This is a genomic window from Mycobacteriales bacterium (assembly GCA_035533475.1).
In the GTDB taxonomy this organism is placed as follows: domain Bacteria; phylum Actinomycetota; class Actinomycetes; order DATLTS01; family DATLTS01; genus DATLTS01.
On the sequence record DATLTS010000054.1, the window covers coordinates 1 to 22,080 of the forward strand.

General features: G+C 67.8%; 19 protein-coding genes and 1 pseudogene. 7 read left to right on the top strand and 13 right to left on the bottom strand.

What is annotated here, in order from left to right; translation table 11 throughout:
* Positions 1 to 141: 141 nt before the first annotated feature.
* The gene (locus VNG13_13680; GenBank protein ID HVA61567.1) at positions 142 to 867 is read left to right on the top strand and encodes a group II intron maturase-specific domain-containing protein; all 726 of its coding nucleotides are present in this window, start codon (positions 142 to 144) and stop codon (positions 865 to 867) included.
* Between the two features lie 7 nt (positions 868 to 874).
* Here the strand turns inward: VNG13_13680 and VNG13_13685 are convergent, their stop codons facing one another.
* Complete coding sequence (locus VNG13_13685; protein ID HVA61568.1) at positions 875 to 1,513, bottom strand: IS630 family transposase; 639 nt, start codon at positions 1,511 to 1,513, stop codon at positions 875 to 877.
* Positions 1,514 to 1,626: 113 nt separating this feature from the next.
* Between VNG13_13685 and VNG13_13690 the strand changes: the two genes are divergently transcribed.
* Positions 1,627 to 1,929: a hypothetical protein gene (locus VNG13_13690; protein ID HVA61569.1), complete on the top strand. Its 303-nt coding sequence runs from the start codon at positions 1,627 to 1,629 to the stop codon at positions 1,927 to 1,929.
* Between the two features lie 192 nt (positions 1,930 to 2,121).
* Here VNG13_13690 and VNG13_13695 read toward each other — a convergent pair.
* A pseudogene (locus VNG13_13695) lies at positions 2,122 to 2,322 on the bottom strand (trehalase-like domain-containing protein).
* Positions 2,323 to 2,774: 452 nt separating this feature from the next.
* Here VNG13_13695 and acs point away from each other — a divergent pair.
* Positions 2,775 to 4,889 carry an acetate--CoA ligase gene (gene acs, locus VNG13_13700; protein ID HVA61570.1) on the top strand — a complete coding sequence of 705 codons (2,115 nt, stop codon included), beginning with the start codon at positions 2,775 to 2,777 and terminating at the stop codon, positions 4,887 to 4,889.
* Between the two features lie 137 nt (positions 4,890 to 5,026).
* Positions 5,027 to 5,635 (top strand): acetate uptake transporter, encoded by a 609-nt coding sequence (locus VNG13_13705; protein HVA61571.1) that lies wholly within the window; start codon positions 5,027 to 5,029, stop codon positions 5,633 to 5,635.
* A 350-nt stretch (positions 5,636 to 5,985) separates the two neighbouring features.
* Here the strand turns inward: VNG13_13705 and VNG13_13710 are convergent, their stop codons facing one another.
* The 3 genes from VNG13_13710 to VNG13_13720 form a co-directional block, all read right to left on the bottom strand.
* Positions 5,986 to 7,053 (bottom strand): integrase core domain-containing protein, encoded by a 1,068-nt coding sequence (locus tag VNG13_13710; protein ID HVA61572.1) that lies wholly within the window; start codon positions 7,051 to 7,053, stop codon positions 5,986 to 5,988.
* Positions 7,054 to 7,091: 38 nt separating this feature from the next.
* On the bottom strand, positions 7,092 to 7,301 hold the full coding sequence (locus tag VNG13_13715; GenBank protein ID HVA61573.1) for a hypothetical protein: 210 nt from the start codon (positions 7,299 to 7,301) through the stop codon (positions 7,092 to 7,094).
* Between the two features lie 285 nt (positions 7,302 to 7,586).
* Entirely contained in the window at positions 7,587 to 8,294 is a 708-nt protein-coding gene (locus tag VNG13_13720) for a hypothetical protein (protein HVA61574.1), read from the bottom strand.
* A gap of 70 nt (positions 8,295 to 8,364) precedes the next feature.
* On the opposite strand from VNG13_13720, the gene VNG13_13725 reads away from it, so the two are divergent.
* The gene (locus VNG13_13725; protein ID HVA61575.1) at positions 8,365 to 8,490 is read left to right on the top strand and encodes a hypothetical protein; all 126 of its coding nucleotides are present in this window, start codon (positions 8,365 to 8,367) and stop codon (positions 8,488 to 8,490) included.
* Positions 8,491 to 8,950: 460 nt separating this feature from the next.
* On the opposite strand, the gene VNG13_13730 is transcribed toward VNG13_13725, so the two are convergent.
* Positions 8,951 to 10,375 carry a glycosyl hydrolase family 18 protein gene (locus tag VNG13_13730; GenBank protein ID HVA61576.1) on the bottom strand — a complete coding sequence of 475 codons (1,425 nt, stop codon included), beginning with the start codon at positions 10,373 to 10,375 and terminating at the stop codon, positions 8,951 to 8,953.
* 1,041 nt (positions 10,376 to 11,416) lie between these two features.
* Here VNG13_13730 and VNG13_13735 point away from each other — a divergent pair.
* A complete protein-coding gene (locus VNG13_13735; protein HVA61577.1) occupies positions 11,417 to 13,342 on the top strand; it encodes a hypothetical protein in 1,926 nt (641 codons plus the stop codon).
* A gap of 54 nt (positions 13,343 to 13,396) precedes the next feature.
* Here the strand turns inward: VNG13_13735 and VNG13_13740 are convergent, their stop codons facing one another.
* From VNG13_13740 to mobF, 7 genes are all read right to left on the bottom strand, one after another.
* On the bottom strand, positions 13,397 to 13,597 hold the full coding sequence (locus tag VNG13_13740; protein ID HVA61578.1) for a tyrosine-type recombinase/integrase: 201 nt from the start codon (positions 13,595 to 13,597) through the stop codon (positions 13,397 to 13,399).
* An 88-nt stretch (positions 13,598 to 13,685) separates the two neighbouring features.
* A complete protein-coding gene (locus VNG13_13745; protein ID HVA61579.1) occupies positions 13,686 to 14,675 on the bottom strand; it encodes a tyrosine-type recombinase/integrase in 990 nt (329 codons plus the stop codon).
* Positions 14,672 to 15,592, bottom strand: a complete 921-nt coding sequence (locus tag VNG13_13750) for a tyrosine-type recombinase/integrase (protein HVA61580.1) — start codon at positions 15,590 to 15,592, stop codon at positions 14,672 to 14,674. Before VNG13_13750 ends, VNG13_13745 begins: the two co-directional genes overlap by 4 nt.
* Positions 15,589 to 16,803 (bottom strand): tyrosine-type recombinase/integrase, encoded by a 1,215-nt coding sequence (locus tag VNG13_13755; GenBank protein HVA61581.1) that lies wholly within the window; start codon positions 16,801 to 16,803, stop codon positions 15,589 to 15,591. The genes VNG13_13750 and VNG13_13755 overlap by 4 nt, the downstream gene beginning before the upstream one ends.
* A 99-nt stretch (positions 16,804 to 16,902) precedes the next feature.
* Positions 16,903 to 17,958 (bottom strand): tyrosine-type recombinase/integrase, encoded by a 1,056-nt coding sequence (locus tag VNG13_13760; GenBank protein ID HVA61582.1) that lies wholly within the window; start codon positions 17,956 to 17,958, stop codon positions 16,903 to 16,905.
* Between the two features lie 9 nt (positions 17,959 to 17,967).
* Entirely contained in the window at positions 17,968 to 18,390 is a 423-nt protein-coding gene (locus tag VNG13_13765) for a helix-turn-helix domain-containing protein (GenBank protein ID HVA61583.1), read from the bottom strand.
* 308 nt (positions 18,391 to 18,698) lie between these two features.
* Positions 18,699 to 21,275: a MobF family relaxase gene (mobF, locus tag VNG13_13770; GenBank protein HVA61584.1), complete on the bottom strand. Its 2,577-nt coding sequence runs from the start codon at positions 21,273 to 21,275 to the stop codon at positions 18,699 to 18,701.
* A 478-nt stretch (positions 21,276 to 21,753) separates the two neighbouring features.
* Between mobF and VNG13_13775 the strand changes: the two genes are divergently transcribed.
* A partial coding sequence (locus VNG13_13775) for a hypothetical protein (protein HVA61585.1) occupies positions 21,754 to 22,080 on the top strand: 327 nt, incomplete at its 3' end.

Here is a 22,080-nt window from a genome sequence, read left to right on the forward strand (position 1 = left end):
CAATCACGAAGGCCCGGCACCATGCCGAGCCGCGTGATCAGAATCCGCCTGGGTTATGCGCAGCGTCCGGTCGCCACCACCGCCCTCACCAGCGGCAACAGCCCGGCGCTACGCATAACCCAGCGCTGTTCATAAGGCGGCATCGCGTCGCCCTTGCTGGCCAACATCGCGCTGTCGGTCCTCGACGATCATTTCGCCGAGGCCTGGCAGACGATGTGTGCCACCACCTACCAACGCACCCGACGCCGCCAGAAAGGGCTGCCGAACTACCGGCTCGTCCGCTACGCGGACGACTTCGTCGTGCTGGTTCACGGCTCCAAGGCGGACACCGAGTCGCTGCGGGAGGAGGTGGCGACGGTCCTCGCTCCGATGGGCCTGCGCCTGTCGGAGGAGAAGACCGCGGTCAGCCACATCGACGAGGGCTTCGACTTCTTGGGCTTCCGCATCCAGCGGCGGTTCAAGCGAGGCACCGCCAAGCGCGTGGTCTACACCTACCCGTCGAAGAAGGCCCTCGCGGCCATCATCGGACGGGTCCGCGCGTTGACGCGACGGACATCTCATCCGTCGCTCGCGGCCTTGCTGCGCCAGCTCAACCCGGCGCTGCTCGGCTGGTGCACCTACTTCAAACATGGCGTCTCCAAAGCAACCTTCGGCTACCTCGACGAGTACGCGTGGCGTCGAGTCACCCGCTGGCTGCGCAAGAGATACCGAAAGACGAAGTGGGCCGTCGTTCTTCGCCGGTTCTTTCAGAACTGGCGGCCGACGGAAGACGGGGTCACCCTGTTCAAGCCCCAAACGGTGACGGTCAGCCGCTACCGCTACCGGGCCAACAACATCCCCACACCATGGGCGACGACCGCAACGTGAACGACACCTACTGGTTCGACTCCGTGGAGAGCCCGGTGCGTGGAGACGCGCACGCCGGGTTCGGCGGGCGGGTAGGGGAAACGCGCCGTTCCTTGGAACGGTGGCGCGCCCCTGCCCGACCCGACTCATCGACGCACAGCACGACCGCCTTTTCTGGGGGATTGAGGTAAAGGCCGACGACGTCACGGACCTTCGCCTCCAGCTCAGGGTCGGTGGAGAACTTGAATGTCTCGCGCTTCCACGGCTTCACGCAGTACCTGCGCCAGGCCCGCGCCACGGTCGCGTCCCCGATCTTCAGTTCCGCCGCGAGCAGCCGCGTGGACCAGTGCGTCACCCCGAGCCGTTCCGGTGGCGGCACCAGGGTCGCGGCGATGATCACCGAGTCATCGACGGTCTTGGGTCGGCCTGAGCGCTCCGCATCACCCAGACCCGCCAAACCGTCGGTGACATAGCGCTCGCGCCACTGGATCACCGTCGGACGCGACACCCCGAGGGTGGCTGAGATCGCCGAGGTCCCCAAGCCATCCCCGGCAGCCAGCACGATCTTGGCTCGCGTCACCAGCCCCGCCCTGATCGAGGTCGACCGCGACCAGCTTTGCAACGTGGCCCGGTCCTCGGCAGAGATCTGCACACCAAAAGTCAACAGCGCCATGCCACAGCGTGACGCGAACCCAACCCTATGTAAAGGAATTAATGACGCGCGACACTAGTCCGCGACAGCCCGCCGTGCGCGCGGGCCGGAGGCGAGGAGCGGCCGCTATGGTCGACGACTACCTCGCAGGCGGACTGTCGGTTCTCCTGCAGGGTCTGCAATCGGTGGCCCAGGACTGTCCCCGGCTGGCGTCCGGCGTCCTCGGCCTGGTCCGCCAGGCCGAGGACGGGCCGGTGACGGCGCTACCCGGCGTGACCGTCCAGGCGGTCAACCTGACCGATCAGGCCTGCTGGCATGCGCTCGATGGCGGTGATGCCCGCACCTTCTGCGAAACGGCGGCCGTGGCCAGCCGGCTCCACGAGTTCGCCGTCGCAGCCAGGTTCGTCCCGAACCGGCGATGGCATGCCTGACGTGGCGCCGGGCGCGCTGCCGGTCCGCAAACCCCGGGCGCGGCGGACCGACACTGAACCGTTCTTCCAGCCTGCCCGTCGGTCACCGGGCCACGGTCGCGATGGGACTCCGGCGATGAAGATAAGACGCTGGCCGTACCGGACCATCGACGTCGCCGGTGACGAGACAGTGCTCTTTCAGTAGGGTGGGCGGCTGGCGCGGTCGAGGATCGTCCCGAAGACACTCGGGTCGTGGGGGCGGGGGAGGCAGAGCCATTCGACGGTGCCGGTCGGGGCGACCAGACAGGTGTTCTCGCAATCAGAGAGAAAGGCGTAGTCGGCGATCGGCGGGAAGATGGCGTCCAACTCCCCCTGGCTCGGCGCGCCGAGCGCGCCGGTCGTCCCGTCCTGCATCCCGGCAGCGGGCCCGACGGCAGGTGGCCGTAAGGCCACGAGCTTGCCAGCGGGGGCCGAGAGGTGGGGACCGCCCACGCGGTAGGCGTCGCTGACATCTCCTTGTGGCATTGAACCTCCTGGAGCTCGATCACAGGAGGAACCATCAGCCACGGCGGCGCTTTGACCGATTCTCCGGTCCCGGCCGGATACATGGCCGAACGGCCCGAGGGGCCGCCTGCCCATGCTAGCGGGGCAGGTGAACATCAGGTCAACCGTCGCTCCCCCGAGGACCGTTCCACGTCGGCGGGGTGGGTGGCTGAACTCGGGGAGCAGCGACAATCCCGTCCTCCTCCTGCTGGGCCATGTATGGTGACAACGGCGATGGATCCCGCCAGGCCGGCGCAACCCGGCCGAAGCGCCCTGGTGGCTGATGGCTCCTGTTCCAGCAAGTCGGGACAAGGAGCATGGTCATGGTCACGGGAGAAGAGGAGAAGGTCTCCGAGGCACAGATTGCTGTGCACTGGCGGGAGGAGGAGCTCTATCCCCCGCCCGCGGCGTTCGTTGGGCAGGCCAACGCGTCGGACCCGGCCATCCGCGCCCGGTTCCGCGAGGAGCGCTTCCCTGAGTGCTTCAAGGATTACGCGGATCTGCTCACATGGGACGCGTACTGGCACACGACGCTCGACACGTCGAACCCGCCGTTTTGGAAGTGGTTCGTCGGCGGCCGGCTGAACGCCTGCTACAACTGTGTCGATCGCCATCTCGAGATGAGGGCCAATCAGGCAGCCTTCATATGGGTTCCCGAGCCGGAGGCTGATACCACCGAGGCGATCACGTACCGGGAGCTCTACGAGCGGGTGAACGAGTTCGCTGTGCTGCTCCGCGACTTCGGGGGAGTCCAGGCCGGCGAACGGGTGTCCTTCCACCTCCCGATGGTCCCCGAGCTCCCGGTCTCGATGCTCGCCTGCGCCCGCCTAGGGGTCATCCACAGCCAGGTGTTCGGCGGCTTCAGCGGCGCCGCCTGCGGCGGGCGCATCGCCGACTCGCAGAGCCGCATCCTCGTCACCATAGACGGCTACTACCGCAACGGCGAGCTGGTCGACCACAAAGTGAAGGCCGACGAGGCGGTGGAGCGGGCCCGCGAAGAGGGAATCGAGGTCGAAAAGGTGCTCGTGTGGCGCCGGCACCCCGGCCAGTACGCCTCAAAGAGCCCGATGGTCCCGGGCCGGGACTTCTTCGTCGACGAGGTGATGCCCGACTACCGGGGAAAGCTGGTCGACCCGGTGTCGATGCCGGCCGAGGCGCCGCTGTTCATCATGTACTCGAGCGGCACGACGGGACGGCCCAAGGGCTGCCAGCACTCGACGGGCGGCTACCTCGCCTACGTCGCAGGGACGTCGAAGTACTACCAGGACATCCACCCCGAGGACACCTACTGGTGCGCCGCCGACATCGGCTGGATCACGGGACACTCCTACATCGTCTACGGTCCGCTAGCACTCGGGACGACCAGCGTGATGTACGAGGGGGTGCCGACCTACCCCGATGCGGGCCGCCCGTGGAGGATCGCCGAGCGGCTCGGGGTGAATATCTTCCACACCGCGCCCACGACCATCCGCATGCTGCGCAAGCTGGGGCCCGACGAGCCGGCGAAGTACGGCTACCACTTCAAGCACATGACCACGGTGGGCGAGCCGATCGAACCCGACGTCTGGCGCTGGTACCACGACGTGGTGGGCAAGGGGGAGGCGGTCGTCGTCGACACCTGGTGGCAGACCGAGAACGGCGGGTTCTTGGGCAGCACCCTGCCCGCCCTGGAGCCGATGAAGCCCGGCAGTTGCGGCCCGGGAGTCCTCGGGATCTACCCGGTGATCTACGACGAGGACGGCAACGAGGTCGAGGCCGGCAGCGGAAGAGCCGGCAACATCTGCATCCGCAACCCGTGGCCCGGCATCTTCCAGACGATCTGGGGAGATCCCGAACGGCTCGTCTCGACCTACTACGAGAAGTACTGCCGGGACACGAACAGCAAGGACTGGCACGACTGGCCGTACTTCGCCAACGACGGCGCCATGCAGGCCGCCGACGGGTACTTCCGGATACTCGGCCGGGTCGACGACGTGATCAACGTGGCTGGGCACCGACTGGGCACCAAAGAACTCGAGTCGGCTGCCGTCATGGTGGAGGAGATCGCGGAGGCCGCCGCGGTCCCCGTGGTGGACGAGATGCGCGGCCGTGCCGTCGAGATGTACGTAGCTCTCAAGCCGGGCGTCAGCCCGAGCAAAGAGGTCGAGGACAAAGTAGCGCGGATGATCGAGACCGAGATCGGCAAGATCGCCCGTCCGAAGAATGTCTGGATAGTTCCGGACATGCCCAAGACCCGGTCGGGAAAGATCATGCGCCGTGTGGTTGCCGGGATCTCCAACTTCACCGACGTCGGGGACGTCACGACTTTGGCGAACCCAGAGGTCGTGGACGAGATCCGCGTGCACGTGCAGAGCGCAAAGACGGCTCGCGGCGAGGTTCCCAAAGAGCTCTCGGGCGAGGAAGCCAAGGAGATAGAGACGTTCGGTCAGGCCGAGTAACGGGCGACCGTCGCACGTCCCGACGACAGTCGCTTCACCCCATTGAAGTCGGCCTCAAGGTCCATTGAAGTGAAACCGCAGAACCGCAGTGATTGACAAAGGAATGTGACCAACAAAGAAAGAGGAGGGAAAGAATCATGTCCGCACGAGAAAATTGGTGCGATCCGGGCCATTGGGCGGTGTTCGCCTTTGCGACCACGTCGTTCATGCTCGGGTTCGTCAACTCGAACTTCATCGGTCCGACCGCCGTCGAGATCGTCTTGCCGGTGGCGCTGATCTTCGGCGGGCTCGTACAGCTCATAGTCGCCATCCTCGAGGTGGTACGCGGCAACACGTTCGGTGCCTGCGTGTTCGGAACCTACGGGCCCTTTTGGATCATCTACGGCCTGTACGTCCCGTTCTTCGCGAGCAAGGTGAGTCCTGGGAGTGCCGGGACGGCAGTGGCGCTCTTCTTGGCCATGTTCGCCGTGCTGACCTTCTTCTTCGTCGTGGCGTCGTTCCGTACGGACTGGGTGCTCGTCGCGGTCTTCATCCTCATCGACGTGGCCCTCATTCTGCTCGCTATCGGTGCGGGGTCGGCCAATAGCACCCTGACGCATGTGGGTGGCTATGTGACGATCGCCTTCGCAGTCATCGCCTGGTACCACGCCTTTGCAGGGTTGGTTACTGGGACCTTCGGTAGGAGGCCAAAGCTGCTCCCGGTCGGCTACATCGGCCCGCTCCACCTCGAAACGGGAAACGGGTAGGACCGACTGACGATTCCATGGCGGGTTCCCGGTCGTTGCAAGGGTCCGGATGATGGCCGTTTCAACCGAGCCAACGACCGGGAACCCGGCCTCCCTACGAGGCCACCCCCGGCCGCCTCGACGTCGCCGTCCACGTCGATCCGGTCCCGGCCAACATCGCCGCCGAGCGGCTGCGGCGCCAGCTGGCCCGGCGCCGACAGCGATGAGCAGGACTCGCCGTCGAGGGCGTAGGGTGCGCAGCCGCCGGGCCATGCTCACCCGCCTACGATCGAGGCCAGGATCGACACCAGCAGCGGGGCCAAGATGGCCTGTGGGGTGCCAGAACTGCGCCGCGGGGCCTCACCGTGGGGTCAGGCGGCCCGTTCGTATTCGTTGAGCAGACCGCCGAGGACCGGGCGGCGATGGATTCGTTCGGTCGTGAGGTCCGCGATCGGGTGGTCCGGGCGGGGCGGGTGCAAGTCACGGCCGCGGTGGGGACGTCGCCCGTTGTAGTACCGGACGTACTCGGCGAGTACGGTCCGCAGATGTCGCTCACCGAAGATCAGCAGCCGGTCGGTGACCTCGGTGCGGACGGTGAGCACGAACCGTTCCGCGAAGGCGTTCGCCCGGGGACATCGCGGTGGGATCTTGACCGCTCCGATGCCAACATCGGCCAGGACCGCGTCGAACGCGGCGGTGAACTGCCCGGCCCGATCACGAACCAGGAACCGGAACCGGGAGCTGTGATCTTCCCAGTCCATGACCAGGTTGCGGATCTGCTGGGTGGTCCAGTTGCCGTCCGGCTTGGCGGTGACGCCGAGGATGTGGACGTAGCGACTTTCGACCTCGATCGCGAAGAAGCAGTACAGCCGGCGCAGAGTGACCGCGCAGTCCACGTGGAAGAAGTCCACCGCGAGCATGCCGGACGCCTGCGCGCGCAGGAACTCCCGCCACGTCGTGTCCGTGGCCCGCTTCGGTGCTGGCGGGATCCGGGCGGCCTTGAGGACCCTGCGGATCGTCGAGGCGCTGACCTGGTAGCCGAGCTTGCGCAACTCGCCCTGGATCCGCTGATACCCCCACGTCTTGTTCTCGGCGGCCAGTCGGGTGATCAGGGCGCTGAGCGCGGCGCTGACCGGCGGCCTGCCCGTCCGGTTGGGGTAGGTCCACTTCCGCCTCACCAGCCGCCGGTGCCAGCGAAGCACCGTCTCCGGGGTGACCAGCCGATGCGCCCACAGCGTCCTGGGGAGCCGCCTGATCAACGCGGCCAACAGCGCCCGGTCGGCCCAGTCCAAGCGCGGCGCGGGCCGGGTCCGACGCAGGACAGCTACCTCATGGCGCAGCACCAGCAGCTCGACGTCCTTCGACGCCGACGAACGACCCAGCAAGACCAGCCAGCCGCACAAACGATTGAAGATCAGGTAGAGCAGACGGAAACCCACAACTGATCATGTTGCCGCACGCCGGCCGCTCTATCACCTCAGGTCACAGCCCCGTCAGACTTCTGGCACCCCACAGGCTCGTTCAGCCAAACCTCTTCGATCTGCGGATCGTCGAGGTAGGGCTGCAGCGGGCCATAGCCGACGACGGCGTCGTAGACGTTCCGGGCCACCTGTCGGGTATCGGCGAGCGGGGGGAGCGCACCGGCCAACGCCCGCTCGTCATAGTCGGTGACGATCTCGGTGATCACGTGCTCAAGGTGCACCCGACTCAAGATCAGAAGCCAGTCCAGACCATCGGGTGGGATGGTCCCGACGAACAGCTCGGCGTCGGCGCCCTCGCGCGAACGTAGCGTGAGCGCAGGATCAGCAGCGAATGACCTCGTCGAACAGCTGGGTGAACCTCGTGTCGCGGTCGCGGAGCTCGACATATCCGGGGGGCACGGTCGACGTCCCGGGCAGCGCGGCCATCCCAACAGCATCCGTAGCGGCGCCGGGCCCCGCAAACGGTGTTGTGCCCGAGGCGCCGGTCCGCCTCAGGCCCGCGGCCACGGGTAGTCGTCTTCGGGTGTTTGGGGGCGCCGCAACTCGACGAGCCGCTCCTCGATGTAGGCACCGAGAGTCCCGTCACCAGCCGTCGCCCGCAATTCCCACAGCAAACCGACCCGATGCTGCTGATCAGCGCGTAAACCGTTGAGCGCGCCCACGTGCTCGTCAACGACAACGCTCAGATCGTTGATCGCGGCGAGCTCACGGTCAAGCTCCCCCATCAACGAGGCCAGACCCGCGGCCAAAGGTCCCCGCGGAGCGGTGGCAGACGAGTCGCTCGCCGTGCCCGCACCCTCGACGAGCTGGCTCACCGGGACACCAGTGCCCGCGGACCCGCGCCGAGTACTCGTCGCCGTGCGACCCTGGGCCCGCCCTCGGCCCGGCGAACCCGCACCGCCAGCACGCTTGACCGGCGGGCGACCCGAGTTGGCGCCAGCAGGCGCCCGGATCGGGTACTTCACACCCGGGCCGCGGCGTTCCACACTCCCGGAAGCCATCAGCGCCTTCGCGGCCGCCTCGATCCGGGTGGCATCCACCCCCCGACCGTCGCTGAACGCCTCCCGGGCACCGCCCTGCCTCACAATCTCCGTCCAGTCCAGCCGGGTCCGCCCCGCCGCCCCGGCGACCTTCTTCACCGCCCGATACAACACCGCCTGATCCCGCCGCGCGGGCACAACCTCCGTCTCACCCGACACAACTACCTCCGTCAGCCACCGCGAACACTGTCGCGGCGACGATTCTCGCCGTTCGCTGGCCAGGCGGCAAATGTTGCCGCTGCGCACCTGGCTCGACCAGTCCGTCGACACCGTCATCGACGAGCTGTCCCTGCTGGGTCTCGTTGTGTCCCACGAACCTGTGGATCAGGGTGCGCGGTCCGTGTCCGACCAGTGAGGAGCTCACGGAGATCACGTCGCTGCGGGCGGAGAACCCGGGATCTGAAGGACGCGAACGAGGATCCTGCAGGCAACGTCGATTTTCGGGAAGCTGCTCCCGTTGCGACCGGCAGGCCCCGGGGAGGACCAGCCGACCCGCGACCTTTGCCAGCGCTTCCCCGACCAGCCGCGTCTTGCCCACCCCGACCTCGCTCGATCACGATCACTTGGGTGGGCTCGTCAGGGCGGCAACCACGGCGTCCAGCTCGGATTGGCGACCGACGAGTCTCGGACTGGCCACGCGGCGGATCGGACCGCCCGCGACCGGTGCCCAGACGTTCATTGCCGACTGCAGATCGAGGTCACCTCCCTCGACTCTCCGGCGGTCGACCCCATGGCATACCAGTCGACGTGACCAGCCGGAACGACACCCGGCAGCCAATCGTCGGGCGACCAGCCTGCCCCCTCACCCGGTGGCGCTACGGCGCCAATGTGGGGCTGGGCAACGGCACTGGGAACGGCGAACGGGACGGGGACGGGGAGGCGGACGGCGAGGGGGAGGCGGACGCAGCCGGCTGAGTCGGGGACGGGGAGCCGCGACCGCCGCCGGTAGGAGCAGGCGCGGCACTCGGCCGCGTGGCGCGGCGCGGATCTGCCGTTCGACGCGGGTGGGCGCTGGGTGCCGGGGCCAGCGTAGCCGGCGGCCCGGCGAGCCTGACCGGGGGGAAGTTGCCGACCAGCGCCGCGAACATGGCCGGGTCGTCGTCGAGGCCGAGCGCCCAGATGCCCACACCGGCCAAATGATCGGTGTCAGCAAGTTCGGCTTTCATCCCCACCGAGGTCGGATCTTCAAAGTAGGCCTCCGACCAACCGGCCCGGCTGTGGCTGGCGGTCCACGGCACCTGCGCCTGGGGATCCCAGTAGGTGAGGGCGCCCGGACCGGGCAGCGCCGCGTCCGGGACCGGGGTCGGCACGCCCGTCGCCGTGGCCTGCGGGGCACCGGAAACGGTGGACCAACGTTCGCCGTAGAACGGGATCCCGAGGATGGTCTTCGCCGGGGCGATCCGGGCGAACGCGGCGGCCACCGCGGCATCCGCCGGCAGCGGCGCCACCGGGCCGGCCCGGGACGCCGAATTCATGTCATAAGCCATGACGAAGATCGCATCGACCGCACCGGCCAGGCCAGGCACGTCAAAAAAACCGGTCGGGTTGGCCGCGGAGTCGGCGTAGACGTCGACCGAAACCTGCCAATGCCGATCCGCCGAGTGCAGCCCGCTCGCCACCGCGCGGACGAAACGCAGGTAGCCAGCCCGGCCGGCGCCACCGACACCCTCGATGTCCAGATTGACCCCGTCCAGGCGCTCCTGGCGCAGCAGTCGGACCACCTCAGCGACCAGCCGGGCCGGCGCTGAGGCACTGGTCAGCAACGCCGAGATGGTGCCCGGGTCGAAAGCGGCGACCGTGAGCACGACCCGATCGTCGCTGGCATGGGCGGCGTTGACCAGGTCGGCCAGATCCTGGCTGCCGAATCCGGACCAGCCCGGACCGGCCCGGACCACCGCGCCGGACCCCGTCAGGTCCAACCCGAAATAGGCGACCGTGGTCAACGAAGCGACCGGGAACGCGGCCGCCTGCGACAGCGTCCAGTACGGAGCGAAACCGAACACCTCACGCGGGGCCAGCGGTCGCCCCAACGCCACCACCGGCGGCGCCGGCCGGGGCGGCCGCCGAGCCCGACCCAACGGTTCAACCCCAAGCGCGAACAACCGGGCCAACCCGACCAGCGGCCGGTCAGCCAAACTCGGGTCGCCGGCCGCCACAGCGGGCGCAGCAGTCACGCGCTGGTGCGGTCGGGCGGGCAGCACGACAAAACCGACCAACCCGACCGTGACCGCGCCCGCCACACCGGACGCCGTAACAACCAGCCCCCACCGCCGCCGTACACCCGTCACACACCCGGGAAACCTCACGGCCCGGGGCCACGCCACCGCCACGCGCACGATCAGCCCGCCACCCAGGCGACAACCGGCCGCCCGGTGCTCACACACAGCGACAGCCCGGGTGACCCAGCTGACGTCTCGGCGCCTCATCCTGGCCTTCATTCACCATCGGTTCGAGCGGCCCCCACTTCCCCACCACGAACAACGCTGCACGACGCGGGTAGTAACGCCCCGCCCAACGGTGAGATCCATCGCTGAACCTCCGACACCGTCAGACTCTCGTTCCCCCCGGCCCGGTAAGGGCGGTCGACCAGCTCCCCCGGCAGCGTTCACACCCACCCTCTCGGCGACCGAATAGCCCGCGACCACTGGCCGACTCGCGCAACGGAGATGGGACTTTTCACAACGGAGGGGGGACAGTGCGCGATCTTCGTCGGGGGGTCTATCAGGGGGTCTATCAACGTCGGACATCCCCCATCACCCCCCATCAGCCGCCAAGATCAGCATTGCGTTTGCCCAGGTCACGGGCTGTTTCGCCTGTTCACAGCCTCGGTCGAGGAACCCCCGACATGGGGGTTCAAGTCCCCCCTCCGACACTTACCCTCGGTTGTATCGTCCCAGGTCAGGGGCATGTTGCCGTTGTAATTCCGCGGGTTTCGGGCCGTTCTGGTCACAGACTGGTCACAGAAGCTCCCATGATCTTGCTCGTGTGCGACTTGTTCCTCGTTGCTGACGGCGCAACGACTCTGCTCCAGCGGAGCCGGAAGCACACCGGCACCCGCTCGTGCGTGGGACGGTGTCAGCGGTAGTTCGCTGACCGCGGCCGACGCAACAGCCGATCAAGTATTTCGCAGACCGGTCGTCCCTGGCAGGCATGTCGCGATGAGAGGAATCTCCACCGTGCCGATGTCGGACGCACGGAGCCTGTCCGCCCCGAGCGGACCGGACTGAGATCGCGGAGAATGGCAATCATGTGCAAGTCGATCGAGTCTTGGTAGGCGAAGGATGACAGCGGACGACATCCGCACGGACGCGGTACGCGGACTGGCTACGGTCGCCCTACTGAAGGCCAACTTCGACTCCGGACGCGACCACATCTCAATGTTCGAGCCGTTCGTCATTGACACGCTTGCGACGATGGACCTCGATGGCGCCAGCGTCGAAGACGTCCAGCGAGCTCTGCGACATCGTCACAGACTGTCTCTTCCGCTGAACACGCTCAAGACCTTGCTAGGGCGAGCGAAGGATCGTAGATTGCTGCGCCGCGACGGAGGGCGCTACTTCCGCACCGCCGGGACGCCGACAACCAGCGACTTGCTCGAGCGATGCGCGACGATCGAGGAGCGGCAGCGTCGCTTGGCGGAGGCGCTGATCGACAAGGCGCGGCAACTTGGGTTGGGGGTCGCCAGCGTCGAGGACGCCCTCGCAATGATCCTTTCGTTCTTGGAGAGGTTCCACGTGGCGCTTGCGCTCGATGCGCAATCACGGTTGCGGCCGGTCATGGGCGACGACTTGGATTCGACGGGGCCGCTCGACGCGCAATCGTCCATAACAGCGCGATTCATCTACGATGAGTTGGTCGCCGCGTCTCCGCTGAGCGAGATCATCGAGGAGATGCTGGAAGGTTTCGTGCTGCAGAACGCTCTTCTTCTCAAGGACATCTCCCTAGCTGGGCGGCGGTTCCAAGGCCTGCACGTGTTTTTCGACAGCCGGCTCTTATTCCGCGCTCTCGGCCACAATGGCCCAGCGGCAGAGCGCGCAACGCTTGAGCTCATAGCCCTATTGAGGGATACCGGCGCAATTCTGAACCTGTTCACGACGACTGTGCGCGAAATGCGAGCCATCCTCAGTGTCTACGAAGACAAACTTGCAACCGCCAAAGGCCGTGCTGAGCTGTATGCAACCCCGATGACCCGACACTTCTTGACCACTGGGCAATCACCAAGCGATATTCGCGTGCAGGCGTCTCTCATCGAGCGCCGGCTCGCGAGCCTCGGATTCAACGTGCGCGACCTACCGGCTCACGAGGCCCGCTTTACTCTCGACGAGGCGAAGCTTGCCAAGAGCCTGGCCGGATCCTCGGGTAACGATCATTCACAGCGAGTGATCCACGACGTGGACTGCGTTGCGGGCGTGCTTACATGGCGGCGCGGGATGGTCTCGGAGTCCTGGGACACGGCCCGCGCCGTGTTCGTGACGACAAGTGGGGAGACGATCGACAGCGTTGCCCAGTGGTACCAGGATGAAGGCGGGCAAGGACTACCACCGATTGTTCACCACTTGTACCTTTCAAACCTGGCATGGTTGAAGAAACCGGCATCGGCCGCGAAGCTCAAGGTGAACGAGCTCATCGCAGTGTGCGTCGCAGCGCTCAGGCCGTCGAAGCCAGCATGGAAGGCCTTCGTAGCGCATCTCCGGAAGCTTGAAGCGTCAGGAATCCTGGTCTCAGATGAGGTGACGGCTATCCTGGCCAGCGGTTTAACGGATCGTATCCTCGTGGACGCGGAGGTTGACGAGGATAGTGACGCGGACTCGCTCAACGAAGTCGTCGAGCGAGTCAAGGAGACCTACCGGCAAGAGGCGACCGTCGAGGTCAACGCTGCAAAACAAGCTGCATTGGAACATCAAGCTGAGGCAGCACGACTGAGGACACAGCTGCGAAGTCGCGCGCATTCGGTGGCCAGAGTCGTCAGTTGGTCGCTTGCGCTCGTACTCGGGGCCAGCTTTATCGCAGGAACCGTCCTGTCCGTCGTGAGCGGCGCGACGTCATCGTCGCCGGATCTGTGGGCGATCCTTCTCGCGGCTGTACCCCTTGCGATCGCTGCTCTGCTAGGCGTCTTATGGGGCTTCAACTTGAAGTCCTGGAGGGTAACACTCGAACTGCGACTAAGCGACGTGATCGCTTCGTGGCTGCAGACCACCCCCCAGTGAACGCGATGTCGATTGGCGAATCCCTATGCGGAGGAGCCGTTCCAGCCCGCTGCCCTAGGAATCGAGGATAAGGCTCGCCACCTTCTCGGCGGCGTCGCTTTGCATGGCGGGGCTGACGTGTGAGTACAGGTCGAGTGTGATCGACACGTTTGAGTGGCCGAGTCTCTCCTGGACGACCTTCGGGTGCACCCCGGCCTCAAGGGCGAGTGTTGCCCACGTGTGACGAAGATCGTGGTTGTGCCGACGTCGGCACAAGCACGATTATGCCGACCTGCGCGTTATGCCGACCTGCGCGTGAACGCCCTTGTGTGGTGGGGTGATCCGGCTGTTCAGGTCGGCATAATCAGAGCGTCTCCAGGAAGGCGATCAGGGTGTCAGGGGGTCGGTATCGGCCCTGTCGTGAGCCGGTCGGTCGGGTGCGGTCTATCGCCTTCTGTTTGAGGGTCATGTCTGCGTGTAGGTAGATGTTGGTGGTGCCGATCTGCTCGTGGCCGAGCCAGAGGGCGATCACGGTGATGTCGTTGCCGGCTTGAAGCAGGCGCATCGCCGCTGTGTGGCGCAGCGTGTGCATGGTGGCGTGTTTGGCGGTGATGGACGGGCAGGTTCGTCCGGCGACGGTGAGGGTTCTGCTGAGTCGTCGTTCGACTGCGTCACGGCTGAGTCCCCGGCCGGTGGCTGTCGGGAAGAGCGGGTCGGCGGGTGCGCCAGCACGTTCGGCCAGCCAGGATTTGATGATCGTCTTGGTGCTGGTGACCAGCGGTGTGCGCCGTTCCTTCCTACCTTTGCCGACGGTGTGCACGTGTGCGCCGGCGGCCAGGGTGAGGTCTTGGCAGGTGAGGCTGATGAGTTCGGAGATCCGCAGGCCGGTCTGGATGGTCAGGGCGAACATGGCGTGGTCGCGACGGCCGGTCCAGCTGGCTTGGTCGCAGGCCGCGAGTAGCGCGTCGACTTCGGGTTCGGTGAGGTAGGTGCGCAGGTTCCGCTCGGTTCGTTTGGCTGGGATGCCCAGTACCCGCTGGATCGTGGCGGCGTCCTCGGGGTAGTTCAGCGCGAGGTATGCGAACAGTGAATGGATGGCCGCGAGGCGGTTGTTGCGGGTGGCCGCGCCGTTGTGCCGCTCGGTTTGCAAGTGGTCGAGGAAGGCAGCGATGGTCGGCGCGTCGAGATCGGCGATGGCAAGACTGCTGGGAGTCTTTCCGGTCCGCTGGGATATGAAGCCGAGCAGCAGTCGGAAGGTGACCTTGTAGGCGGCGATGGTGTTTGGGCTGGCTGCCCGCTGGCCGATCAGGCGGTCGGTGAAGTAGGCCTGCAGCGCGGGGGCGAGCGCGCTCATCGTGCGGATCCGAAGTGTGCGTCGAGCCGCTGGGCGGCCAGGGTCATCAGCTCCGGCGATGCGGACAGGTACCAGTAGGTGTCTGCTGGGCTGACATGGCCGAGGTAGATCGATAACCCGGCGATGCGCTCGTCGATACTGACACCCGCGCGCTGCCAGTCGATCAAGGTCCGGACGGCGAAGCTATGTCGCAGCTGGTGGGGGGTTGGGTGGACCGTATCGGTGCGGAGTCCCAGGTCGGTGGTCAGCTCCCGGAGTGTCTTGGCGACAGCGCTGCGGGCGAGGTGCCTGCCGGTGTTGGAGACGAAGAACGCCGCCGAAGCCGGAGAGGGACACAGATGATCGCGCTCGCTGGCATAGCAGCGCAGCGCTGCCGCGGTCGATGCGTGCACCGGAACGAGCCGGGTCCGATCGAACTTGGCGTGCGCGATGGTGATGACGCCGTCGTCGAGGTCGACGTCGTCGCAGGTCAACGCGACCGCTTCGCCGATGCGCATGCCCGAGACGGCCAGCAGCCCGAACAGCGCCTGGTGGGTCGCTGCCCGCAGTTGCGGGTGCAGCGTCCCGGCGGCGGCCAGTAGCCGGTCAATGTCGGTCGGCGACCATAGGTAGGAGGTTGGGCGGTGCCGCCGGGTGGGGAACACCCCCGCCGGTGGGATCTGGGTGGCCGGCTCGATGGTGCGCAGGTAACGGGCGAACCCGCGGGCGACGGCCAGGCGCGCGGCCCAATGATTGGGGTGAGTGTGACTGGGCAGCCGCGCCCAAGACACCGCCAGCTCGCTGGTCAGCGTGGGCGAACCAGCCTCCTGCAGGTAGGCCACCAGCGTAGGTAACAGCTGACCGGCTCGTTCCAGCTTGTAACCCAGACTGCGACGAAGCCGCAGATAGTCGCTGACGTGATCAGACAGTTCGCTCATCGCGACCCGCCCCCTGGCCAGGGCTGGGCCAGCAGCCGAAGCCGATCAAGGTCGACCCGGGCGTAGATCGCGGTGGATTGCAGGCTGCGGTGCCGCAGCACCTGGGCAATCTGGGTCAGCGGTACCTGCTCGGTCAGCATCTGGCAGGCCAGGGTGTGACGCAGCCGATGCGAACCGACCTCGGGCACCCCTGCGCGCCGGCAGGCCCGGCGCACGGTCGAGGCGACCGTGCCCGCGGCGATGGGCTCGAACGGCGCCTTCGCCTGCAGGAATACCTGCCGATACGAACTGGCCGGTCTTCCCCGCGATAGGTAGCCGGCGATCGCCTGCCCGACGTCGGCCGGCAGCGGCAGCCGGTCCCGGCGGTCGCCCTTGCCGACCACGACGAGTTCGCCGGCGCGCCAGTCGATGTCGTCCAATCGGACGTTGGCCAGCTCGCCGCGGCGCAGCCCGAGCCGCAACAAGGTGACGATGAGCGCGTAGTCGCGGCGACCGAGCGCGGTCCGCCGGTCACAGGAGCCCAGCAGCGCAGCGGCGGCAGCCTGGGTGATCCCCTGCGGGAGCGACGAGCGCCTGCGTCCGGTGACCGGCAGCGCCGCCTGGGACAGCTCGATGTCGATCAGGCCCTCGACGAAGCAGAAGCGCAGGAAAGCGCGCAGCGCGGCCACGAAGTTCTGCGCCGTGCTCACCGACACCGAGGCGGACTCCCGCAGCACCGCCGCGGTCACCAGCGCCGGCGTGACTCGAGCGAGGTCGTCAACAGCCAGCCCGATCACGAACCGGGTCGCGTGGTCCACATACCCTCTGACCGTGCCTGCCGTCAGGCCACGCTCGGACAGCAGATAACACTCGAACGAGCCCATCAGCGCCTGCGTGGGTGACGGCGACGGGTGGGCCGCCATCGGCACCGCGCCCAGTTCACGCAGCAACTCCAGCAGGCACCGCAGGCCGGGACGAGACAACGCCGACTGCCCCTGACTGCCGGCGCGCCGAAGGGTCACGAACGCCTCGACACGCGCCTCATCCAGCTGCTCCAGCCCCAAGCCTTCGGCCTCCAGCCAGCGGCTCAACTGCGCCATCTGCCGCTGCAGGTTCACCGCGGAGTGCACGGTGTAGTGGCGCTCCGTGAGCCGGTCCCGATACGCATCGGTGAACGGGGCCAACGGCCCCCTCACTAGAACTCTGCTGACCCTGCTGGTCGGTCTTGCCATCCCTGCCTCCTTCTCTCGAATGCGAGAAGAAGACGATCTCAACCAGCGCTCTCGTTATGCCGACCTGATCGGGCGGATCACCCCACTACACAAGGGCGTTCACGCGCAGGTCGGCATAACGCGCAGGTCGGCATAATCATGAAGCCGAATTGCGGGTAGTCCGGCCTTCGCGCCCAGGCGGCGGAATCTCTTCGAGGTGCTGTCGGGGTGTAGCGGCGTGCCGTCGGGCTGGGCGAAGACGAGCCCGTGGTCGGTGTAGTCGGCACCGAGGCGCAGCTTGTCCTCCGCCTGCGCGATGCGGCACGCTTTGAGCGCGGCGACGGTGGCGGGGTCGAGGGCGACCACCCGCCGGCCGCGGGCGGTCTTCGGGTCGCTCCACACCGGGCGACCCCAGTCGACGTCGACGAGTGAACAGCGGATGGACAGCCGGGCGGCGTCGAGGTCGACGCAATCCCAGCACAGGCCGAGCGCTTCGCCGCGTCTCAGCCCGGTGGTGGCGAGCAGCAGCCACAGCGGGTAAAGCCGGTCACCGGCGGCCTCGCACCAGCGCAGGAAGGCGGCGAGTGTGGCCCGTGGCCAGGTGTTGATGTGTTGGTGCCGGTCGCCCCGGTTGCGGGGTCGCGGTGGTTTGGCCCGGTCGGCGGGGTTGCGCACCAGCAGGTCCCACTCGTAGGCGGTTTGCAGTGCGGAACGCAGGATCGTGTGGATGTAGCGGACCGTGGTCGCAGACAGCGGCCGGCCGGCGGCGTAGTCCTTTCGTCCGCCGGTCGACAGGGCGCGGTAGAGCGCGGTCAGGGTGCCTGCGTCCAGGTTCTGGATCGCGGCGTCGCCGAGCACGGGCAGGACGTGGCGGCGCAGGTTGCGCCTGTAGGAGGCGAACGTCGACGGTCGAAGTTCCGCTTCGACGGCGGGTAGCCAGCGGTTCTCGATGTAGTCGCGGAGTGTGAGCTGGGTCGGCGCGACGTAGGAGGCACCGGCGAGCGCGCTCAAGGTTTCGGTGAGCGCAGCCTGGGCGGCCTTCTTGGAGGGGAAGCCGCGCCGGCGAGTCTGGGATCGGTGTTTGGCTCCTGGTGCGCTGGTGTCGACGACGAACAGCCACTTGCCGTTTGGCTCCTGGTGCACGGAGCCGCGCCGCCCGACGAGTCCGTTGACCATCGCAACCTTCTATCTGTCTGGAGGGGTGAGTGATTGGCTCCTACGCTCGCTGCTGGCCGGCGTTGGCGCACTACTCGCGGAGGGATCTGTGGACGTCGGCGCGCCGTTGGGAGCGATGGCGAGTAGCGCGAGCAACGGACCGCGTGGCACTCGGATGCGTTCGCCGGCGCGGAAGTGTGCGGTAGGCCATTGCCCGCAGCGGACCAGCCGGTAGGCGGTGGTCCGGGCGATGCCCAGGATTCGCGCGGCGGTGAGCAGGTCCACCGTCGGTGGCAGTTGCGCGAGCTCGTCGTCGGTGATCGGGTGTGCGGCCGAGACCGGTCGCTGGGCCCGGGGTTCGGGTCCGGGCTGGGGCGCAACGACCCGCCTCCGGTGACTGCGCGTCGGCGGCGGCGCGTCCAGGTCGAATGCCAGCTGAGCATCGGCGGTCATCGGCCGAGCCCCTCGGATCTCGGGGGTTGGCGGTGGGGTCCCGACGACAGTCCGGATTCCAACTCGAGCCCTCGGCTGGCTGCGTCGCCGGCCAGCATGGCGCTGGCGAGACGCTGGGTTGCCGTTCGTTCCAGACGGCGCACGAGTTCCTCGCGTAGATCGGGATCGTCTACCCGTTCCGGGCCCGGGCCGGCTCGGCATTCTCCTTCGGGGTCCGAGCCGGGGGAGAGGGTCAGGTAGAGGTGGTTGGCGCGCTTTCCCCGAGACAGTCCGACGTAGCTGGCCTCCCGGCTGAGCGCCGCGGTGCCTTAGAGCAGCGCTACGTCGAGGGTTAGCCCTTGCGCTTTGTGCACGGTCATCGCGTAGCTGTGATCAAGGCGGCCTGCTGCCAGCCATTCGGTGGAGACATCGACGTGGCGGTCGGCGTCGACGCTGAGGCGCAACCCGTGCGGGCTCACCGCGGTGACCCGGGCACGAGTGCCGTTGAGCAGTCCGAACCGGTAGTCGTTGCGCGTGACGAGCACTTCGTCGCCGGTGCGGAACTCGCGCGGATGCCCATCGACTGTGACGGTGATCGGCGCCCCGCCGAGGGTTCGGGCGCCGATCAGCCAGGTGCGGACCAGGTCGTTGAGGATCCGGGCGTCTGCCCGGCGCGCGGTAAGAATCACCACCCCGCCCGGGTCCGATACTGCGGCCCGGTGGATGAGGTAGTCGGCGACGATGTGCACGCGGGTGCGCTGCGCATCGGAGTCGGGATGGACGCGGTGGTGTGCGAGGTAGGCCCGCACCGCGTCGGGAAGGGCGCCGCCGCGCAGGTCGGCCAGCGCCGCTTGTTCCCACCGCTCGGGTTGCCGCTGGTTGCCGTGCAGCGTGGTGGTGTCGCGGCGAGCGGCTAGCGCGGCGAACAGCCCGCCGGCTTCGATTTCCGGCAGCTGTCGCGGGTCGCCGACCAGCACGAGGCTCGCGTTCGCGGCGTCGGTGTGGGCGAACAGTCGAGCCAGGGTGCGAGTGCCGACCATTCCGGCCTCATCGACGACGAGCACCGAGCCCGGTGCCAGACCGGCGGGTCGGTCGGTGTCTGGGTCGATCCGGTCAAGGTCTTCCAGCAGTCGGGCCAGCGAGGTCGACGGGATGCCGGTCGCCGTCTGCAGATTCCGCGCCGCGTTCGCGGCGAGTGCCGCACCGATGACATGTGCGCCGGCGGCTTGCCACGCCTGGGCGGCTGCGGACAGTGCGGCGGTCTTGCCGGCACCGGCGGGTCCGACCACAATGTGCAGCCCCCGGGGCTCGACGAGTAGCTGGGTGATGAGGTTTCCTTGCTCGCCGGAGACGTCGGCGAGGACCCGGCGGACGATGGGTTCGGGAAGTCCTGCTGCGCGGCGTTGCCGCAGCCGGTCCGCGAGGGCGAGTGCCAGGTCTTCCACGTCGAGCATTTCGGTCGTGCTGTAGCGGGATTCCGGGCCGGGAGCGTGCAGCCGGACGATCTCGCTGGAGGCGAGAACCTGCTGGGTCCACCGTCGCAGCGCGAGCGCGGTGACGGTGGACCCGGGTGGGAGGGCCTGACAGAGCGCCTGGAAGATGTCGCGGGCGTCGAAGTTCGACCGGTACTCGGCCAACCCGCGCGCTCCCAGAAGCGGCGCGGCCAGTTCGGCGATCGGTGGGTTCGGCGGGGGCTCGACCTGGCGAAGCACGGTGCGTTCCAGGTCCTTGGCGTCGAAGCCGGCGTCGCGAGCTTGGCGGGACCAGCGCTCCCGCAGGCCGGGTTCACCGAGCGGCTGCGGTTTAGCCGGACGGGTGCTCAAGCACGCCTGCTGGGCAGCGGCCGGGTCGTCTCTGCCGAGTCGCGCAAGCTCCGCCTTGATCTGCGCTCGGCGGGTGGAGAAGAGCTCTCGCAGCGGTCGCGGCACGCCGGCGATCTCGGCGATTCCTTTGACTGGCCGGGTCCAACCGACCCCGAGCCGGGCGCTCAGCTGACCGCGTAGCACCGCCTGGTAGAGGTAACTCGCCGTGGTCGCGTGACGGTGAATGGCCCGGCTGTCCAGGGCCGACCACTTGCGGTCGACACCGCGAACCAGGTTCGGCGCGACGAGGTGGGTGTGTAGCTGCGGCTCGCCGGCCCGGCTGGTGCGGTGGGTGAAGCCGACTGCGATCAGCCCGTCGGTGACGATCCGGCGGGCGCGACGACCGCGGCCTTGATGTCCGCGCAGCCCGTGTTCGCAGGTCCACTCCAAATAGCTGAGCGCCTCGCCGACGGCCGCCTCGTGCGCGGCCCGCACCGAGGCCGCCACCTCCGGGGAGCCCAGCGCGTAGAGCGCGGAGACGCTCTTCGGCGCCGAGATCGTGACGTCGAGCCCGGCACGCCGTGCGTCCACCGTCCCGCCGGCCTTGGCGAGCGCCCGGGCGTAGCGGTCGGTTCCGGTGCGCGTGCGATACAGCTTTCCCGCCTCGATGCCGGCGGCCGACGCCAACCGACCGACCAGCCCGACGTCGAGCCGGGTTCGCCGGCCTGATCTGGACAGCTGCTCGAAGGCAGCCTCGAGCCCGGCTGCGGCGAGCGCCCGGGCGATCGGCTGCCCGGCGCCGGCGCGCTGTTGGATTGCCGTCAGCAGCGGGCGCGCGGGAAGGCGGGTCCGTGGATCGGACCGGCGCAGCTCCGGAACCAGGCGGTCGCCGTCTGGCCCGACCCCGGCCAGCAGCCCTCGCAGCCTCCCCTCCCCGGCATCGTCGAGCGTCCCGGCCAGGCCAAGGGCGGCAGCCCCACGACCCAGCCAGACGCCCGTGCGCTCACCGTGGCCGAGGTAGTAGTCGAGCTCGCAGCCCGCCTGCCGATCCAGGTAGTAGTCGGCGGCGTCGGGTCCGGACCCGAGCAGTCCGATCGAGATCACCGTGTGCCTGCGCCGGTCGTGTCCATGTACGGCAGCGTCCGCGGCGAGTTCACCGCAGACATCACCAAAGATCGACTAGCCGGGCGCGGTGAAAATTTGGTGAAGTCGATCCGGGGCCAGCCGCAGCCCCTGACTTCACCACTCACTTCACCGCGGCCTGAACAGCCGAGGCGGGGCCGGCAACGCAGAGGTCGGGAGTCCCAACGCAAGACGGGTGGCTGGGCCAACGGCTGCGAGTGGATCGTTAGGACCCGACATCGCCCCCGAAGACACGTTGCTCGCTGGCGGCGCAGCCAGCAGTCAGCAGCGGTCGACGCCGCGACCGTCAGGCTCGCATCCCGGCCAACCACCGCCCCGGTTCCGCTACTCGCCGTTCGACCGGCACCGCCCCAGACTGTTTCCACACCCCGGTATCCCTGATACGCGCCGCGCGGCCGCGTGGACCGATCCTGACGGTGCGGTGCGGCATACTCGCGACGTGGAACGTTCAGCGCCGCGGTTCGTGGTCGCCGCCAGCGAGGGCTGCTACGAGGCCGCCCGTGCGGCGGCGCTGTCCGGGGTGCCGAAGAGCACCCTGTACTACTGGGCCCGCACCGAGGTGGTGACGCCCTCGGTGTCGCCGGTCCGCGAGAAACTGTGGTCCTACGCCGACCTGATGGCCCTCCGGATCGTTTCCTGGCTGCGCCACCCGAAGGACGTCAGCGTCGACACGCTGCCGGCGAGCCCGATGCGAGAGGTGCGCCGGGCACTGTCGGAATTGGACCGTCGGGGTCTAGACATCTGGAGCCCCGAAGCGATCGGCCGC

Excerpts from the sequence above, each read along its gene's own strand:
- acs (HVA61570.1), top strand. The coding sequence starts at position 2,775 with ATGGTCACGGGAGAAGAGGAGAAGGTCTCCGAGGCACAGATTGCTGTG.
- VNG13_13735 (HVA61577.1), top strand. The coding sequence starts at position 11,417 with ATGACAGCGGACGACATCCGCACGGACGCGGTACGCGGACTGGCTACG.
- VNG13_13705 (HVA61571.1), top strand. The coding sequence starts at position 5,027 with ATGTCCGCACGAGAAAATTGGTGCGATCCGGGCCATTGGGCGGTGTTC.
- VNG13_13765 (HVA61583.1), bottom strand. The coding sequence starts at position 18,390 with ATGACCGCCGATGCTCAGCTGGCATTCGACCTGGACGCGCCGCCGCCG.
- VNG13_13755 (HVA61581.1), bottom strand. The coding sequence starts at position 16,803 with ATGGCAAGACCGACCAGCAGGGTCAGCAGAGTTCTAGTGAGGGGGCCG.
- VNG13_13750 (HVA61580.1), bottom strand. The coding sequence starts at position 15,592 with ATGAGCGAACTGTCTGATCACGTCAGCGACTATCTGCGGCTTCGTCGC.
- VNG13_13745 (HVA61579.1), bottom strand. The coding sequence starts at position 14,675 with ATGAGCGCGCTCGCCCCCGCGCTGCAGGCCTACTTCACCGACCGCCTG.
- VNG13_13725 (HVA61575.1), top strand. The coding sequence starts at position 8,365 with ATGTTGCCGCTGCGCACCTGGCTCGACCAGTCCGTCGACACCGTCATC.
- VNG13_13760 (HVA61582.1), bottom strand. The coding sequence starts at position 17,958 with ATGGTCAACGGACTCGTCGGGCGGCGCGGCTCCGTGCACCAGGAGCCA.
- VNG13_13690 (HVA61569.1), top strand. The coding sequence starts at position 1,627 with ATGGTCGACGACTACCTCGCAGGCGGACTGTCGGTTCTCCTGCAGGGT.